This window comes from Mesorhizobium sp. M0047 (assembly GCF_040323315.1).
GTDB lineage: Bacteria > Pseudomonadota > Alphaproteobacteria > Rhizobiales > Rhizobiaceae > Mesorhizobium.
In genome coordinates, this window is record NZ_JAMYUW010000027.1 from 37,977 (window position 1) to 56,089 (window position 18,113).

General features: G+C 63.3%; 14 protein-coding genes. 8 read left to right on the forward strand and 6 right to left on the reverse strand.

Translation table 11 applies throughout. From position 1 onward, the window contains the following. Window positions 1-142: 142 nt before the first annotated feature. A complete protein-coding gene (locus NKJ89_RS23190; RefSeq protein WP_352605916.1) occupies window positions 143-1,783 on the forward strand; it encodes an ABC transporter substrate-binding protein in 1,641 nt (546 codons plus the stop codon). Between the two features lie 518 nt (window positions 1,784-2,301). Here NKJ89_RS23190 and NKJ89_RS23195 read toward each other — a convergent pair. Then, on the reverse strand, window positions 2,302-2,817 hold the full coding sequence (locus NKJ89_RS23195) for a hypothetical protein (RefSeq protein ID WP_352605918.1): 516 nt from the start codon (window positions 2,815-2,817) through the stop codon (window positions 2,302-2,304). Between the two features lie 514 nt (window positions 2,818-3,331). Then, entirely contained in the window at window positions 3,332-5,137 is a 1,806-nt protein-coding gene (lepA, locus tag NKJ89_RS23200) for a translation elongation factor 4 (protein ID WP_352605920.1), read from the reverse strand. A 211-nt stretch (window positions 5,138-5,348) separates the two neighbouring features. On the opposite strand from lepA, the gene NKJ89_RS23205 reads away from it, so the two are divergent. The 4 genes from NKJ89_RS23205 (at window position 5,349) to msrA (ending at window position 8,692) form a co-directional block, all read left to right on the forward strand. Next, entirely contained in the window at window positions 5,349-6,401 is a 1,053-nt protein-coding gene (locus tag NKJ89_RS23205; RefSeq protein WP_352605922.1) for a TadE/TadG family type IV pilus assembly protein, read from the forward strand. A gap of 344 nt (window positions 6,402-6,745) precedes the next feature. After that, on the forward strand, window positions 6,746-7,444 hold the full coding sequence (locus NKJ89_RS23210; protein ID WP_352605924.1) for a DUF1223 domain-containing protein: 699 nt from the start codon (window positions 6,746-6,748) through the stop codon (window positions 7,442-7,444). Between the two features lie 103 nt (window positions 7,445-7,547). Further along, window positions 7,548-7,850 carry a hypothetical protein gene (locus NKJ89_RS23215; RefSeq protein ID WP_352605926.1) on the forward strand — a complete coding sequence of 101 codons (303 nt, stop codon included), beginning with the start codon at window positions 7,548-7,550 and terminating at the stop codon, window positions 7,848-7,850. A 110-nt stretch (window positions 7,851-7,960) separates the two neighbouring features. Further along, window positions 7,961-8,692: a peptide-methionine (S)-S-oxide reductase MsrA gene (gene msrA / locus NKJ89_RS23220; protein WP_352605928.1), complete on the forward strand. Its 732-nt coding sequence runs from the start codon at window positions 7,961-7,963 to the stop codon at window positions 8,690-8,692. 209 nt (window positions 8,693-8,901) lie between these two features. Here msrA and NKJ89_RS23225 read toward each other — a convergent pair whose 3' ends face one another. Beyond that, window positions 8,902-9,906 carry a cytochrome d ubiquinol oxidase subunit II gene (locus tag NKJ89_RS23225; protein WP_352486105.1) on the reverse strand — a complete coding sequence of 335 codons (1,005 nt, stop codon included), beginning with the start codon at window positions 9,904-9,906 and terminating at the stop codon, window positions 8,902-8,904. Window positions 9,907-9,910: 4 nt separating this feature from the next. Beyond that, the gene (locus tag NKJ89_RS23230) at window positions 9,911-11,272 is read right to left on the reverse strand and encodes a cytochrome ubiquinol oxidase subunit I (protein ID WP_352605930.1); all 1,362 of its coding nucleotides are present in this window, start codon (window positions 11,270-11,272) and stop codon (window positions 9,911-9,913) included. A gap of 237 nt (window positions 11,273-11,509) precedes the next feature. On the opposite strand from NKJ89_RS23230, the gene NKJ89_RS23235 reads away from it, so the two are divergent. Further along, window positions 11,510-12,436 carry an ABC transporter ATP-binding protein gene (locus NKJ89_RS23235; protein ID WP_352605932.1) on the forward strand — a complete coding sequence of 309 codons (927 nt, stop codon included), beginning with the start codon at window positions 11,510-11,512 and terminating at the stop codon, window positions 12,434-12,436. Between the two features lie 14 nt (window positions 12,437-12,450). After that, the gene (locus tag NKJ89_RS23240; RefSeq protein WP_352605982.1) at window positions 12,451-13,212 is read left to right on the forward strand and encodes an ABC transporter permease; all 762 of its coding nucleotides are present in this window, start codon (window positions 12,451-12,453) and stop codon (window positions 13,210-13,212) included. 31 nt (window positions 13,213-13,243) lie between these two features. On the opposite strand, the gene NKJ89_RS23245 is transcribed toward NKJ89_RS23240, so the two are convergent. Then, window positions 13,244-14,281: a phosphatidylglycerol lysyltransferase domain-containing protein gene (locus NKJ89_RS23245; RefSeq protein WP_352605934.1), complete on the reverse strand. Its 1,038-nt coding sequence runs from the start codon at window positions 14,279-14,281 to the stop codon at window positions 13,244-13,246. Window positions 14,282-14,637: 356 nt separating this feature from the next. On the opposite strand from NKJ89_RS23245, the gene NKJ89_RS23250 reads away from it, so the two are divergent. Further along, on the forward strand, window positions 14,638-15,828 hold the full coding sequence (locus NKJ89_RS23250) for a flavin-containing monooxygenase (protein ID WP_352605936.1): 1,191 nt from the start codon (window positions 14,638-14,640) through the stop codon (window positions 15,826-15,828). A 130-nt stretch (window positions 15,829-15,958) separates the two neighbouring features. Here the strand turns inward: NKJ89_RS23250 and NKJ89_RS23255 are convergent, their stop codons facing one another. Further along, window positions 15,959-17,962, reverse strand: coding sequence for a PhoX family protein (locus NKJ89_RS23255; protein WP_352605938.1), 2,004 nt, complete (start codon window positions 17,960-17,962; stop codon window positions 15,959-15,961). Window positions 17,963-18,113: the final 151 nt, after the last annotated feature.

Below are 18,113 nucleotides of genomic sequence, written 5' to 3' on the forward strand. Positions count from 1 at the left end.
CACCGCACAATCACTGCGGAAAACCGAACACTCCCCAGCGTCACCCCGCTCTATCATTCCCTCAGGCAATGGCGTCCCGGCGATCGCATCCGTCCCCCGCGCCTGTCGATCGGCCGGGGCGCCCAACAACAGGGGAACGACGATGAAATTCATGCTGACCGACCGCAAATTGCACCCGCAGGCAAAACCCGTCGCCGACGACTTCAAGAGCGGCGGCATCAACCGCCGCGAATATCTGGCCTTGATGGCCGGCCTTGGTGTCAGCGCCGCCGGCGCACTGGCGCTGGGTGGGCTGGCCCCCACGCCTGCCCGCGCGGCGGAACCCAAGAAAGGCGGCGTCTTGCGCGTCGCCATGAACGTCAAGGGTTTCAAGGACCCGCGCACCTTCGACGGCGTCGAAATGTCCAACGTCGCCCGCCATTGCAACGAATATCTGGTGCGTTGGAACACCGACTTCTCTTTCGAGCCCTGGCTGCTCGAAAGCTGGGAGGTGAGCGACGACGCCAGGACGCTGACGCTGCATGTGCGCAAGGGCATCTCCTGGTCGAACGGCGACGCCTTCAACGCAGACGATGTCGTCCACAACCTCACCCGCTGGTGCGATGCCTCGGTGGCAGGCAATTCGGTCGCCGCGCGCATGGGCGCGCTGGTCAATGCCGACACCAAGAAGGTTGTCGACGGCGGCATCGCCAAGGTCGACGACTTCACGATAAAACTCAATCTGCCCAAGCCCGACATTTCGCTGATCGCCGGCATGGCCGACTATCCCGCGCTGATCATGCACCGCTCCTATGAGGGCGACGGCGATCCGATGAAGGCGCTTGCCATCACCACCGGCCCCTGCGAGCTGGTCAGCTGGGATGCCGAGACCGGCGCCGAGGTGAAGCGCAAGGATAAGCCCTGGTGGAAGGGCGAATTCCACCTCGACGGCATCAAATGGGTCGATTACGGCTCCGACCCCAACGCCATGCTGTCGGCGTTCGAATCCGGTGAGATCGATACCGACCACGAGACCGCCTCCGATGCCGTCTCGCAGACCGATCAGATGGGGCTCAAGAATTCCGAGATCGCTACCGGCTCCACCATCGTCGCCCGCTTCAATGTCGGCAACGCGCCCTATGACGACGTCAAGGTGCGCCGCGCCGCCCAGCTCGCCGTCGACAATTCCGCCGTGCTGGCGCTTGGCCTCGGCGGGCGCGGCAAGCCCGCCGACAACCACCATGTCGGCCCCATGCACCCCGAATATGCCGATATCGGCCCGGCCAAGCGCGACCTGGACCAGTCGAAGAAGCTGCTCACTGAAGCCGGCAAAGCCGACCATGAGTTCGAGCTCATCTCCGTCGATGTCGAATGGCAAAAGAGCACCGGCGACGCCATCGGCGCGCAGATGCGCGAGGCTGGCCTCAAGATCAAGCGCACCGTGCTGCCCGCCGCCACCTTCTGGAACGATTGGAGCAAATACCCCTTCTCCTGCACCGAATGGCTCGGCCGCCCGCTCGGCGTGCAGGTGCTGGCGCTGGCGTACAAATCCGGCGCCGCCTGGAACGAAAGCGCCTACGCCAACAAGGAGTTCGACGAGCTTCTCGACAAGGCGCTGGCAACCCCGGACGCCAAGGCGCGCAAGGAGATCATGGCCAAGATCGAGCAGAATTTGCGCGACTCAGGCATCATCATCCAACCGTACTGGCGCTCGGTCTACCGGACGTACCGCAAGGGTGTGGAGGGTTGCGAACAGCACCAGGCGCTGGAACAGCACTTCGAGAAGGTGTGGATTGAGAGTTGAGCCTTCGCCATTCTTGGGTTCCTCGCCCCCACGGAAGTGGGGGAGAGGTGGCCCGGCGAAGCCGGGACGGAGAGGGGGACGCCCTCCGCAATATCAAAGCCGCATGATGGGTAAGAGCCGAACGATAAATTCCATCGGGCGCTTTCAGGCGATAGACCTCCCAACGTCGCGCAGGCCCCTCTCCGTCCCGGCTTCGCCGGGCCACCTCTCCCCACATCGTGGGGCGAGGAACTAGGCAGCGCCTACGGCCCGACCATCACAAGGCGGCGCAGCCCCTCCGGAAACGGCTTTCCGGCCGCAACGCCGGCCTTTCGGTTTGCAACGCTGGTGATTGGCGAAAGCAGCGATGACAGCGTCCTTCGCCCCGTTTACGGGGAGTTGAGGAGTGGTCCGCGTAGCGGACGAAAAGCCAACTGCTTGGCTTTTCGAACGACGAGTGGCGGCAGCCAAATGAGGGGCGGCGCCAGCGTTGGTCTTCCGTTCTCCCACCGCGGAGAAGGGAAGACGCGCCGACCCGTTCACCTCTCGGTCTTCACCAAAGTCCAGATCCAGCCGACGAAGGTCAGCACCAGGAACGGATAGCCGGCGGCGGGCAGCGGCGACGAGGTCGGCAGTAGGCGCGCGCCCCACAGGATCATGCAAACCGAGACGACAAACAGCCCTGCGGCCACGAGCGCTGTGAGCCGCATCCATAGGGCGAAAGTTTTCGGCGCGCTGACCATGACAAGTGCGGCCGCCCACAGCGAGATGCCGCCGACATAGGAGGGCACGCTGGCCTCAAGCCCTGCCGCATTGCCGGCCAGCAGCAGGCTCTCGCCGGCGAGGAAGGTCAGGAATCCGGCAGCTATGCAGTCATTGCCCAGCCGCTGGTATTTCATCGTCAGCAGCGCGGTCGCCACCACCAGCGCCACGCCGTCGATCGTCCACAGCGTTTCGCGCAGTTCGGCGCTGGCGACGAAAGTGCCGGCGAGCCCGAAAGCGCCACCGATGGCCAGGCCGGTCGCGGCAACGATGTCCAGCGGGTTGGAACGCATTTGAAATCTCCCCCAAGCCCTGCTGAGGATACTCCTGGGCGGAACGTTCTCAAAGGGGTAGCGCGAAGCGGAAAACGGAGAAAGTGTCGAGACGTGTCTGCCCTCGGGCGATCCGGCCTTGTCACGCCCTCGCCTGCGGTCGAGAAGTGGCCGACGCGAATGCCGGTGAGACAGTTGCCTGAGCCCGCGTCGGCCACTGGCGAACCGAGGTCCGCCGCCCGATTTTTGTAGCGCCCCATCGCGGCACGAGCAACCAAGCCAAGGCCATCGGTACGTATTCGTACAAACGTGATCTCCGCGTGCCGATGCCAACAGCGCGGGGACCCTGGAACATTCAAAAAAGCGCTCGGTGCCCAGATAGCCTGGGCGCCGCCTCCTGGAGAGTAATCTACACCGCTCTGCGTCAACGCATCGCTAGCGGGGCACATTGCCCCCGGCAACTCCACCGCTTTCGAAGCCTGCCATCGATCCACCGGATCGATGAATTGGCGCGCTTCGCGCGCCAATCGGCTTCTCAATCCCCCATCTTCAGCGCCTGAATAAACGCCTCCTGCGGGATATCGACCTTCCCAAACTGGCGCATCCGCTTCTTGCCTTCTTTCTGCTTGTCCAGCAGCTTGCGCTTGCGCGAGACGTCGCCGCCGTAGCATTTGGCGGTGACGTCCTTGCGCAGCGCCGAGATGGTTTCGCGGGCGATGACCTTGCCGCCGATCGCGGCCTGGATCGGGATCTTGAACAGATGGTTCGGGATCAGCTGCTTCAGCTTCTCGCACATCTGCCTTCCGCGCTTTTCGGCCGCCGTGCGGTGCACCAGCATGGAGAGCGCGTCGACGGGCTCCTCATTGACCAGGATCGACATCTTGACGAGGTCGCCCTCCTTGTAGTCGGTGAGGTGGTAGTCGAACGAAGCGTAGCCCTTGGAGATCGACTTCAGCCGGTCGTAGAAATCGAAGACGACTTCGTTGAGAGGCAGATCGTAGATCAGCATGGCGCGCTTGCCGACATAGGACAGGTCGGCCTGGATGCCGCGCCGGTCCTGGCAGAGTTTCAATATGCCGCCGAGATAGTCGTCGGGCGTCAAAATGGTGGCGCGGATCCACGGCTCCTCGATGGCCGAGATCTTCACCAAATCGGGCATGTCGGCCGGGTTGTGCAGTTCCTTCATCGAGCCGTCGTTGAGCAGCAGCCGGTAGACGACGCTGGGTGCCGTGGCGATCAGGTCGAGGTTGAACTCGCGCTCCAGCCGCTCCTGGATGATTTCCAGATGCAACAGGCCAAGGAAGCCGCAGCGATAACCGAAGCCGAGCGCCGCGCTGGTTTCCATTTCAAAAGAGAAAGAAGCGTCGTTGAGGCGCAGCTTGCCGACCGCGGCGCGCAGATCCTCGAAATCGGCGGCGTCGACGGGGAACAGGCCGCAGAACACCACCGGCTGCGCCGGCTTGAAGCCGGGCAGCGCCTTGGCGGTGGCGCGCTTGTCCTCGGTGATGGTGTCGCCGACGCGGGTGTCGGCCACTTCCTTGATCGAACCGGTGAAGAAGCCGAACTCGCCGGGGCCGAGTTCGTCGACATTGATGCGCGCCGGCGTGAACACGCCGGTGCGCTCGACCAGGTACTTGGCGCCGGTGCCCATCATGCGGATGGTCTGGCCCTTTTTCAGCACGCCGTCGATGATGCGCACCAGAACGATGACGCCGAGATAGGCGTCGTACCAGCTATCGACCAGCATCGCCTTCAGCGGCGCTGAAGCATCGCCCTCGCGCGGCGGCGGCAGCTGGTGGACGATGGCTTCGAGAACATCGGGAATGCCAAGCCCGGTCTTGGCCGAGATCAGCACGGCGTTGGAAGCGTCGATGCCGATCACCTCCTCGACCTGCTCACGGATGCGCTCGGGCTCGGCGGCCGGCAGGTCGACCTTGTTCAGCACCACGACGATCTCGTGGTTGTTGTCGATCGCCTGGTAGACATTGGCCAGCGTCTGCGCCTCGACCCCTTGCGAGGCGTCGACGACCAGCAGCGAGCCCTCGCAGGCGGCCAGCGACCGCGACACTTCATAAGCGAAGTCGACATGGCCGGGCGTGTCGATCAAGTTGAGGATATAGTCCTCGCCATTGTTGGCGCGGTATTTCAGCCGCACCGTCTGGGCCTTGATGGTGATGCCGCGCTCGCGCTCGATGTCCATCGAGTCCAGCACCTGCTCCTTCATGTCGCGCAGCTCCAGCCCGCCGGTCAGCTGGATCAGCCGGTCGGCAAGCGTGGATTTGCCATGGTCGATATGGGCGACGATGGAGAAATTCCGGATGTGGTCGAGGGGAGTGCTCATGGCGCGCGTTTAGCAGGGGCGGCTTGCTGCGGCAAGCGGCACAGCCACTGCCGGGGCGAGCGTTGCGGCCCGTTGCAGAGCAAGTGCCGCCGGCGCTTGTCGCTCATTACGCGCTTTCGCGAAAATCAATAAACATTAACCAAGTCCGTTAGAGCATAATTGTGGACTGACATGTTAGCCGGTGAGGATATTCCGATATAAGGATCAAGGCATGCGGGGGCTGGCAGGCAGGTTTATCGGGTCGCGGAGCGGCGCGTTCGCACCGATACTCGTTCTCGTCATGATTCCGCTGATCACCGCGATTGGTTTTTCGGTCGACTACACCTCGGCGGTCCAGACCAGGTCGACCGAGCAGGCGGCGCTCGATGCCGCGATCCTGTCGATCACCACGATGGATACCGCCTCGACGAAGGCGCAGCGCCAGGTGGCGATGCAGGCTTCCTACTTGGCCAATGGCGGACAGGGCACCGCGACGCTGAACACTTTCGATGTCAGCGCCAACGGCACCGCCACGGCGCAGGCCACGGCGAGTTTCCCCATGCCGACCGTTTTCATGCAGATCGCCAGGATCCCCACGGTGGCGATCGGCGTCTCATCGGCGGTGAGCAAGACGCCGGCGTTGGTGGAGGCGACCTTCAAGGTCACCGGTGTGTCGGGTTACTGGAACAAGACAATGACGCTCTACGGCACGATGTTCGGTGCCGCAAAGGGCAAGCCGCTGATGACGATCAGTTACGTCTACGGCGGCGGCACAGATCCCAAAGGTTACGGCACCACCACCGTCAGCAAAATCGACAGTTTGGGCGTCCCCACGGTGGCCCAGACGCAGGTCTGCAAAGTCGGCAAAAAGGCGCCCACCGGGGTCACGCTCAACACCGACAAGTTTGGCACGACATATTACTGTGTCGACACGATGTCTCCTGGCAGCACCGCCGGTGCGTCGATCGACGTCAGCCAGATGGCCGGGCTCTATCTGCAGATGCACGTGCCATCGGGCAACCCGCAAGACCTCTATTCGAACGATCCCGCCACGTCCAACCGGCTCTACAGCTCGATAAGCAAGGACGTCCTTCCGTCCGAGATCGCGACCGGCCAGGTCGTCGATATCTTCGGCGCCGTGCCCTGCGGCTCAACCGGCTACCAGGCTTGGGAGGACGGCGGCAACTCGGTTCCGGCGCCAGTCGGCAACGCCGACTTCTTCTACAACGTGACCGGCAAGTGCGACTTCAACAAGCGGCCCAACAACACGGTGCTGACGCAGTAGAGGTTGAAGGCTCAACGCCCTGCGGGCTTATGAGGCCTGGCGATCCTTTGCACCCCCCTCTGTCCTGCCGGACATCTCCCCCGCAAGGGGGGAGATTGGCAGCTTCGTTGGCCGCGCTCCTCTCGCGAAGTTTGGTGATTGGCGAAAGCCGTGATGAGGGTCGATCTCCCTCCTTGCGGGGGAGATGGCCGGCAGGCCAGAGGGGGGTGCTGTCCCTCCGGCCTTCCCTGGAATCTCCCGAACTCTCATCACAAACCGGTGAGCGCTGTAACGAAGCGGCAGACAGCGGCGAAGTGGGGACATGAGCGGCGCATCCAGGCGCCGGCGCCCACGGAGCAAGCCGAATGTCGGGGTCCAGCAAGTTCGTAACACTGTCCAGCCTTTGCGCGCTTGCGCTGGCAGTGTCGCTCGGCGCGGCCGCTGCCCGGCCGCTCAACGTGGTCGAGCTGTTCACCAGCCAGGGCTGTTCGTCCTGCCCGCCGGCCAACGCCAATCTGATCAAGGTCAAGGACCAGCCCGGCGTGCTGGCGCTGTCCTTCAACGTCACCTACTGGGACTATCTCGGCTGGAAGGACACATTCGGCCGCCAGGAATTCACCCAGCGCCAGGTCAGCTACGAGCCGCCGCTCGGCCATGACGGCCCGTTCACGCCGCAAGTGGTGGTCAACGGCCATGCCGATGTCGTCGGCGCCGCATCCGGTGAGATCGAAAAGCTGATCGCAAGCACTGGCCGCATCAGCGGCCCGTCGCTGTCGATCGACCACGGCAAGGTCAGCATCGGCGCCGGCTCGGTGCCTGGCGGCAGGGCCGATGTCTGGCTGGTGCGCTATCTCAGGGGCGTCGTCCAGGTGCCGGTGGCGCGCGGCGAAAACACCGGCCGCACTTTGCCGCATGCCAATGTCGTGCATTCGCTCAAGAAACTCGGCAGCTGGACCGGCGCCGCTGCGGCGCTTGATCTGCCGCCGGCTTCGGACGGCCTGAGCACCGCCGTGCTCGTCCAGTCGCCAGGCGGCGGGCCGATCCTGGCCGCCGCGACCAACTAGATCACGCTTCAAGAGAGATTGCGCAAACGCCGCACGCGCGGCGCCGCATAGAACGGCCGCCAAGACAGCGCGCCCCACGACCAACCCCAAGGAGACCACCATCATGACCACTCTGTTTCGCCTGACGCTGCCGGCCCTCGCTTTCGCTCTGTGCTCGACGGCGCTGTTTGCCGGCGGCATCGCCCGTGCCGACGACGCGATCAATGCGATGAAGCCGGCCGCGAATGCCATGAAACCCGCCGCCGATGCCATGAAGCCGGCCGCGGACGCCATGCAGCCTGCAACCGATGCGATGAAGCCCGCCGACCCGATGGCCACCAATTCGATGAAGCCGGCCGCCGACGCCATGAAGCCGGCGGTTGACGCGATGAAACCGGCAACCGATGCCATGAAGCCAGCCAACTAGGCAGATTGCCGGCGGCGCACGCGAATGTGAGCCCCGCCGCAACTCATGCGTCGCGCCGCCGTCCCTGATCCAATAGACTGATCCCAATGGAAGCCATGAGGAGTGCAACCATGACCGACATCAAGACACCAAACCGTTCGCTTGGCTTTGTCAAAGGCGCGCTCGCCGCGCTTGCGCTGGCCGCCGCGGGCGCCGCCTTCTGGCTGACGCCGGCGGTTTCTGCCGAGGACGCGGTGAAGATCCCGCCGCCGGCTTTGGACGAAAAGGCGGCGGCCGGCAGTGAAAAGGCAATCTTCGCCGGCGGCTGCTTCTGGGGCGTGCAGGGCGTCTTCCAGCACGTCAAGGGTGTGACCAAGGCCGTCTCCGGCTACACCGGCGGCGACAAGGATACCGCCGTCTACGAGACCGTCGGCACAGGCCGCACCGGCCACGCCGAATCCGTCGAAATCACCTACGATCCGTCCAAAGTGACCTATGGCCAGCTGCTGCAGGTCTATTTCTCGGTCGCTCACAACCCGACCCAGCTGAATTTCCAGGGACCGGACTCCGGCACGCAGTACCGTTCGACGATCTTTGCCGAAAACGATGCGCAAAAGAAGATCGCGCAGAGCTACATCGCCCAGCTCGACCAGGCCAAGGTCTTCCCGGAGCCGATCGTCACCACGCTGGAAACCGGCAAGACCTTCTATCCGGCCGAGAATTATCATCAGGATTTCCTGACGCTGAACCCGAACTATCCCTACATCGTCTACAACGACCTGCCAAAGGTGGCGAACCTGAAGGCGCTGTTCCCGGCGCTGTACAGCGAAAAGCCGGTGCTGGTGCTGTCGGCGAGCAATTGAGTTCTCTCGAAACGTCGGCGCGAAGCACCCCCCTCTGCCCTGCCGGCCATCTCCCCCTCAAGGGGGGAGATCGGCAGCTTCGCTGTTCCACTCACCTTACTGCGTTGATAGTTGGCGAAAGCGGCTGAGCGCGTAATCTCCCCCCTTGAGGGGGAGATGGCCGGCAGGCCAGAGAGGGGCGCCTCGCGCTGGCGTGCGCCGCTGGGCGCTCAATCATACGTCAAATCCGTCGCCTTGCCGCCGAACACGCGGTAGGCATAGAACGAATAGAAGATGATGATCGGCAGCACGACCACGGTGCCGGCCAGGATGATGGCCAGGCTTTCCGGTGCCGAGGCCGCTTGCCAGATGGTCAGGCGATCCGGCACCACGAACGGATAGAACGACCAGGCCAGCCCGGCAAAGCCGAGCGCGAAGATCGCGGCCAGCGTCAGGAACGGCGTCAGCGAATGGCGGTCGTCGGGCTTCGGCAGGTGGAATGTCTGCCGCCACAGCCACAGAAACAGCAGCGCCGACAGGATCGGCAGCGGCGACAGATAGAGCATCGAGGGCCAGACGAACCATTTGTCGAAGATGCGCGGGCTGGCGAGGGGCGTTGCCAGCGAGATGGCGACCATGCCGAGCGCGGTCAGCACCAGCGTCGTGCGCAGCCAGCGCACCGCCTTCTTCTGCAACTCGCCCTCGGTCTTGTAGATCACCCAGGCCGCGCCCATCGCCGCGTAGGCCGCGGCCAGGCAGAAAGCCACCAGCACGCCAAACGCCATGCCGCCGAAGCCGACATCGAGGCCGAGCACGTAGACGCCCAGCATATAGCCCTGCGCCAGCGAAGCGATAATGGAACCCAGGAAGAAAATACGGTTCCAGCGGTGCTTGTGCTCGGTCGGCACCTTGGCGCGGAAATCAAAGGCGACGCCGCGCAGGATCAGCCCGACCAGAAGCACGAACACAGGAATGTAGAGCGCGGTCAGGATGACGCCATGCGCCTGCGGGAAGGCGACCAGCAGCAGGCCGACGGCCAGCACCAGCCAGGTTTCGTTGGCATCCCAGAACGGGCCGATCGCCGCGATCATCGTGTCCTGCTCGGCATCCTGCGCCGCGGCGAACAGGATGCCGATGCCGAGATCGAAACCGTCGAGAATGACGTAGATCAGGATGGCGAGGCCCATCAGACCGGCGAAGATGAGGGGGAGCGCGGTTGGCCAGTCGAAGGTCATTTTCTTACTCCCCCGCGGCCGGCTGCGACATCGGCGCGTTGAGCACGCCCGGCAGCGGCGAGTTATCGCCATCCTTCGCCGCCTTCAGCGCCAGGTGCACCAGCACGCCGAGAAAAGCGATCAGCAACAGCACATAGAGGACAAGGTAGATAGCGAGCGTCAGCGCGACGTGGCTGCCAGCCACCGGGCCGACCGCATCGGCGGTTTTCAGCACGCCGGTCACCAGCCAGGGTTGGCGGCCGATCTCGGTGGTGTACCAGCCGGCCAGCGTCGCCAGCCAGCCCGACAGCGCCATCGGCACCATCAGCAAAGCGAGCGGGTTCGGCAGGCTGTGCCGACGCTTGAGGAAGAAGGCGGCCGACCACGAGACGAGGAGCATCAGGATGCCGGTTCCGACCATGATGCGAAAGCCCCAGAACACCGGAAACACGGGCGGATGGTTTCCGGGATAATCGTTGAGGCCCGGCACCACGCCGCTGGTCGAGTGCCGCAGCACCAGGCTGGCGCCGTCGGGAATGGCGATCTCGAATTTGTTTTCGCGGGCCGCCTCGTCGGGGAGCGCAAAAAGGACCAGCGGCACGTTGGGGCCGGTGTTCCAGTTGGCCTCCATGGCGGCGATCTTCTGCGGCTGGTGCTCCAGCGTGTTCAGCCCATGCTGGTCACCGGCGAAGATCTGGATCGGGATCAGGATTGCCGCGGTGAAGACACCGGTGCGCAGCGCCTTCCACATCGATTCCGAGCGGTCGCCGTTGAGATAGCGCAGCGCCGACAGGCCCGATATCAGGAATGATACCGTCAGCCCGGAGGCGAGCAGCATATGGGTCAGCCGGTAGGGCATCGATGGATTGAAGAGGATCGCCCACCAGTCGACGGCATGCGCCACGCCGTCACGGATCTCGAAGCCGGCCGGTGTTTGCATCCAGGAATTGAGCGCGATGATCCAGAAGGCCGAGACGGTGGTGCCGCCCGCCACCAGCACCGTCGCCAGCGTGTGGATGCGGTTGGAGACGCGGCGGAAGCCGAACAGCATGATGCCGAGGAAGGCCGCTTCGAGAAAGAAAGCGGTGAGGATTTCGTACGCCAGCAGCGGTCCGGCGATGTTGCCGACCGTTTTCATATAGCCCGGCCAGTTGGTGCCGAACTGAAAGCTCATGGTGACGCCCGACACGACGCCCATGGCGAACGACAGCGCGAACACCTTCACCCACGTGAAATAGGCGCGCATCCAAGCGGAATCATTCGTCGCATTGTAGCGCAGCTTGAAGAACAGCAGCACCCAGCCAAGCGCAATGGTGATCGTCGGAAACAGGATGTGGAACGAGATATTCGCGCCGAATTGCATGCGCGACAGGACGAGCGGGTCCATGGTGGGCTCCGGCTGCTTCGAATGCCTGGAAGAATAGGGCGCGAGCCGTGCCTGGTCAAAGCGGCGTCGCGTCGCGCAGGGCGGAACGCCGCAGGGCCCCCGATATGGCGTCGGCGTGCCCGGCCTCGACGCCCGCAATCGTCGTCGAGAACTGTCAGCAACGGCATTGACTTGCAGTTGCATGGGACGACATTCGGCCTATATCAGGGGACCTCTTTCAAGCAGCCGTTTTCAGCCATGTCTTCCATCCTGTCTATTTCCGGGGTCTCCAAGACCTACGCTACTGGTTTCACCGCGCTCAAGGAGGTCAATCTCGACATCCAGCGTGGCGAGATATTTGCGCTGCTTGGGCCCAACGGCGCCGGCAAGACGACCCTGATCTCGATCGTTTGCGGCATCGTCAACCGCTCGTCTGGCACCGTCACCGTCGACGGTCACGACATCAACAGGGATTATCGCGCCGCGCGCAGCCTGATCGGGCTGGTGCCGCAGGAGCTGACCATCGACGCCTTCGAGAGCGTCTGGGCGACGGTCAACTACAGCCGTGGCCTGTTCGGCAGGCCGGCCAATGCGGCCTTCGTAGAGAAGGTGCTGCGCGACCTGTCGCTGTGGGACAAGAAGGACGCCAAGGCGATCACCCTGTCGGGCGGCATGAAACGCCGGCTGATGATCGCCAAGGCGCTGTCGCATGAGCCGCGGATCCTGTTCCTCGACGAGCCGACCGCCGGGGTCGATGTCGAGTTGCGCCAGGACATGTGGGCGATGGTGCGCCGGCTGCGCGAGGACGGCGTCACCATCATCCTAACCACGCATTACATCGAGGAAGCCGAGGCGATGGCCGACCGCGTCGGCGTCATCAACCGCGGCGAGATCATCCTCGTCGAGAACAAGGCCGAACTGATGCGCAAGCTCGGCCGCAAGCGGCTGGTGCTTGAACTGCGCAATCCGCTGCCCGCAATTCCGGAAGCGTTCTCGCACTACGCGCTGGAGCTGTCGGGCGATGGCGGGCAGCTGACCTACACCTACGACAACCAGGCCGAGCGGCCGGGCGTCGCCTCGCTCATCCGCGACCTCGAGGCGGGCGGCATCCATTTCCGTGACATCGACACGCAAAACAGTTCGCTCGAGGAGATCTTCGTCAACCTGGTGAGAAGAGAGCCATGAACCTGCCCACGGCCATGAATCTACGTGCAGTATGGGCGATCTACCGTGTGGAAATGGCGCGTGCCTTCCGCACCGTGCTGCAAAGCATCGTCTCGCCGGTCATCTCGACATCGCTGTATTTCGTCGTCTTCGGCTCGGCCATCGGCTCGCGCATCACCGAGATCGACGGCATCAGCTACGGCGCCTTCATCGTGCCGGGCCTGATCATGCTGTCGCTGTTGACGCAGTCGATCTCCAACGCCTCCTTTGCCATCTACTTCCCGAAATTCGTCGGCTCGATCTACGAATTGCTGTCGGCGCCGGTCTCCTATCTGGAGATCGTCATCGCCTATGTCGGCGGTGCCGCGACGAAGTCGATCATCCTCGGCCTTATCATCCTGGCGACAGCGTCGCTGTTCGTGCCGCTCACCATCCTGCACCCGTTCTGGATGGTCGCCTTCCTGGTGCTGACGGCGGTGACCTTCAGCCTGTTCGGCTTCATCATCGGCATCTGGGCCAAGAGTTTCGAGCAGTTGCAGCTGGTTCCGCTGCTGATCATCACGCCGCTGACTTTCCTCGGCGGCAGCTTCTATTCGATCAACATGCTGCCCGGCGTCTGGCGCACGGTGACGCTGTTCAACCCGGTCGTCTATTTGATCAGCGGCTTCCGCTGGAGCTTTTACGGCAAGTCCGACGTCTCGGTCGGCATCAGCCTCGGCATGACGGTCGTCTTCCTGGCCATCTGCATAACGATCGTCGCCTGGATCTTCAGGACGGGTTACCGGCTGAGAAACTGAGCGGCGAAAGTATACTGAGCCGCAGGCAGGTCTAGATCGCCTTGACCAGCCGCAGCAACCCCAGCATCTCGACATGCGTCCCCTTGCGGAAGGCGATGTAGACAGGCTCCTCGACACCATGGAAGCGGCGCTTGAACGCCGCCTGGCCTTGCAGGTTGAACCTGCGGCGGTTGACCCAGGCAGAGTCGTAGGCGCGCTGAAAAGTGTTGCGCCAGAAGTCGCTCTCGGCAAATCCGCTCGGCCCGATGTCGACGAGCGGCGACAAGCCAAGCGTGACCACCGATATGCCCTCTTCGCGAAACCGGTCGACGGCGAACTTGGTCAGGCCGATCTCGGCATGCGGCGAGGCATCGATATGCTTGCGCTTGAAGGCGGTGGTGTAGCCGATGACCTTGCCATCCCGATACAAGGGGTCGAAGTCGAGCAAGGCGACCAGCTCTCCATTGGGACCATGCAGGACGAAACGGCGCATATCGGTGCCCAGATGGTCGGCGAACGGGCGGTTGAGAAAACCCATTTCCCTACGCTTGACGATGCGGTCGCCGCGCCAGTTGTCGGAAAGCCGGGCGATCTCGTCGAGATGGATCGTGCGCTTGTCCTCTTCGAACGAGAAGCCCTTCTTCAAGAGCCAGCGCTCGGAGTAGCGCACGGTCTCGTTGCGCTTTCCGGAAAAATCATGATCAGGCAGGGTGAGGCGGGTATCGATGCCGAGCCGATTGACCTTGTAGCCGAGCCCGGCCAGCACGCGCGCGGTCTCCTCGCCGATCTGCACGAACCACGGGCTGCCGCCGGTCTCGACGAAGCGTCTGATGTAGTCGGGCCGCAGCATTGGAGCCGCCACCGGATCGCCGAGTGCGAAATGATGCTTCATCTTGGTGCCGAAGGCGATGTAGCCGTCGGAGTCGCCGAAATAGGAAAGCTTGTTTTGAACGGCGCTTGAATAGGCGAGCGAGAAGTCGCCATGGCGGCGAACCAGCGCCAGGCGCTCGACATGCGTCAGCTCCTGCCGCGCCACCTTGGGCGCGGCGCCCTCGAGGATTTTGTCGAAATAGATCCGCAAGGAGGGCATGGCCGAGATTCCGCGTGCCGCCACAGCGCCGTGCGTTCAAGACGCGCAAAGGTGCTGTAACACTTTGATTCTGCGCATGACCTCGAAAATCGAACCCTTCCGGGCATGCGCGTGAGGATGACAAAGACCAGCCAGCCCCCCAAGGCCTCGAATCAATCACATTGCCGCGACCTGATTACCGCTGATATCGCGCATATGCCATATAGAGCGCAACCGCGGCCCAATGGATGGCTCGAAAATCGTATATGGCTCGAAAATCGGCAGCAGTTTGTTGTATGGATACTGCGCGGGGTCAAACGGTTACAGTGTTCTGCGAGCCATGCGGAAGGACGGGTCGAATGGGGATTCGAGGGTGAATGACTGATACGACAATCCGGTCGGTTGCGGACCTGCCGATAACGGTCGAGCCGGCAATCGTCGTCGGCGCCGGTGTTGCCGGATTGGTCGTGGCGCATGCCCTGATGAATGCTGGCGTGCCGACGGCGATCCTGGAAAAGGAAAGCCGGCTGGCCGAGCCCTGGCACCGGCGGCACCAGCAGTTGCATCTCAACACCCACCGCGATCTCTCTTCGCTGCCCGGCCTTGCCTATCCCCCCGGCACGCCTGCTTTTCCGCAAAGGACGGCCGTCATCCGCCATATGAACGATTTCAGTGGGGAGAACCAGCTGCCGGTGCAGTTTGGCGTCGCTGTCGAAGAGATCACCTTCAAGGGCGATCATTGGGCGCTGCGGACCAGCGCCGGACTGCGCCTTGCGCGCAATGTCGTCATTGCCACTGGCCGCGACAGGTTGCCATTCATTCCCGAATGGAAAGGCATGAAGGATTTCGCCGGCCGCATCATCCATTCGGCGGATTTCGGCGACGCGCAGGGCTATGCGAGCCAAAAAGTGCTGGTCGTAGGCGCCGGCAATTCGGGTTTCGACGCGCTCAATCATCTGGCCGGCATAGCCACGGCAGCCATCTGGCTGTCGGCCCGCAACGGCCCCGCTTTGCTGCCCAAGCGGATCAGCAAGATCGCCGTGCATAGGCTTTCGCCGCTCATGGCGCGCTTGCCGTTGCGGATCGCCGATGCGGTGATGGCAGCAACGCAGCGCCTGGTCTTCGGCGACCTGACCAAATTCGGCCTTCCGCCAGCGCCCTCGGGCGGCGCCAGCCGGTTGACCTCGGACTACACAGCGATCGCCGCCGACGACGGCGCCGTCAGCGCCATCAAATCGGGCAAGATCACCGTGGTGCCGGCCATACGGGAATTCACCCGCGACGGCGTGATACTGGCCAATGGCAGCCTGGTCTATCCCGACATCGTCATTGCCGCGACAGGCTATCGCACCGGGCTGGAGCCCATGGTCGGCAAGCTCGGCGTGCTCGACGGCAAGGGCGTTCCTCTCTTCAATGGCGGCCAATCCGATCCGAAATTCCCCGGCCTGTGGTTCACCGGCATGCGGCCAAGCATTCGCGGCTGTTTCGCCAATGCCGGCATCCTGGCCAAGGCGATCGCCAAACGGATTGCAGGTGCCGCTGGCGCCTCGTCCGGTGCCTCACGCTGATTTCGGTTCGAGCCGCCGGGACTCGACGACCTCCATCATCAAGTCCTCCTCGACCATTTCGGCATTGTGCATGGAAACAAAGACCTAAAGCGCGGCGCATGGATCCATTTCGACGCGACGCGCTTTAGTATCAGACCGCGATCTTGCCGCCGCCCTGTTTGGTGATCGCGACCACCGCCGGCCGCACCGGCATGTCGGGCTTGAAGTCGGGCCAGCGCGTCGACAGGTCCTCGTAATAGGACGGGCGGCCGAACGGCTCCCAGTCCTCGCCGCCGTCGCCCGGATGCTGGACGGCGACAAAGGCGGTCTGGTCGTCGGGCGCGAACAGCGGGCCGCACATTTCGGCGCCGATCGGCACGCGGAAGAACAGTTTCGAGGTCGCCCGCGCCGTGCCTTCAGTGTCGACCGCCCACAGGCCATCGGTGCGGCCGGTGGTTTTCGGGCTCTGGCCGTCGGTGGCGACCCACAGGCGCCCAGCCGAATCGACCGCGCAATTGTCGGGCATGCCGAACCAGCCATTGGCCGTCGTCGCCGTCGAGAAGGTGGCGCCGACGTCGGCGACCGAGGGATCGCCGCATTTCAGCAGCACTTCCCACTTGCCCTTGATGGCGGTGAAATCGCCGTCATCTTCCGATATTTCGATGATGTGGCCGAAGGCGTTGTCGGCGCGCGGATTGGCGGCATCGACCTGGTCGGCCTTGCGCTTCGAATTGTTGGTCAGCATGACATAGACCTTGCCGTTGACGGCATTGGGCTGGATGTCCTCGGGGCGGTCCATCTTGGTGGCGCCAAGCAGGTCTGCGGCGCGGCGTGTTTCGATCAGCACGTCGGCCTGGCTGGCGAAGCCGTTCTCAGTCGTCAGCGGCGCCTTCCCGAAGACGATCGGCAGCCATTCGACCGAACCGTCTTCGGCGAACTTGGCGACATGCAGCGTACCGTCGTCGAGCAGATCCTTGTTGGCGGCATGGTCGTTGGGATTGAACGCCGCCTTGGTGACGAATTTGTACACATAGTCGAAGCGCTCGTCGTCGCCGAGATAGAAGACAACGCGACCGTCCTTGGCGACGATCGATTCGGCGCCCTCGTGCTTGAAGCGGCCCATGGCGGTGCGCTTCCTCGGCGTCGAGGTCGGATCGTTGACATCGACCTCTACGATCCAGCCGAAGCGGTTGGCCTCGTTGGGCTCCTTGGCGAGGTCGAAACGATCGTAATGGGCGGCCCATTCATAGGCGCTTTCGGGAATGCCAAGGCGTTTGTAATTGGCGGCCTCCTTGTGGCCCTCAGGCAGGTCGCCGGAGAAATAGCCGTGGATGTTCTCCTCGGCCATCACATAGGTGCCCCAGGGGGTGACGCCGCCGGCGCAGTTGTTGAATGTGCCGAAAACCTTGGTGCCGGACGGGTCTGCATTGGTCTTGACGCGATCGTGGCCGGCGACCGGACCAGACAGCGCCATTTCGGTGCTGGAGGTGATGCGACGGTTGAGCTTGCCGTCGCGCACTACCTGCCATTTGCCCGAGACCTTGCGTATCTCGACGATGGTGCCGCCGTGGGCAGCCATCTCGACATCGACCTGCTCCTTCGAGAGCGGTGCGACTTCGGCTGATTTCTTACCGTCCTTGTCGACGATCTTGACGATGCCCGGGAACATCAGATGCGGGTTGGTGTATTCGTGGTTGACCACCAGCAGGCCGTGTTCGGCCGAACCGTCGATCGGGAGATAGCCGACATAGTCGTTGTTGTAGCCGAACTGTTTCGCCTGAGCCTGCGCCGACTGTTTCGTCGGGTCGAACTCCGGCGAATCGGCAAACAGCGGATCGCCCCAGCGCAACAACACATCGGCATCGTAGCCCGGCGCGACATGGTGTTTGTCGTCGATGCCGGCCTCCAACTCGTCGAACGCGAAGGCGGAGCCTTCTGCGGCCCGGGCCTCGTCCGCACTGACCAGCGCCAGCGGACTAACGGTTGCGGCGATGGCCGAGACGGCCAGTGAACCTTTGAGGAAGCCACGGCGCGAGAACCGCGCGGCGATGATCTCGCCCATGGTGCGGTTGTCCGTAGGGTTGGTTGCGGGGCCGTCGTTTTCCTCGAGCAGGCTGGTGCGGAATCGGGCGTCGGGGGAGCGTTTTTCGGTCATTTGGGACTTGCCTCTGGCTTTGGGCGATGGCTGGAGCGTGTTGCCTGTTTAACCCCTTATAGCCGGTCGATCACATTTTCGTGACATCTCCAGTCGCTTTCAACCGGATTTCACGACCCGCCAGCCGACCCTTTTCGCAACCGAGCGACGC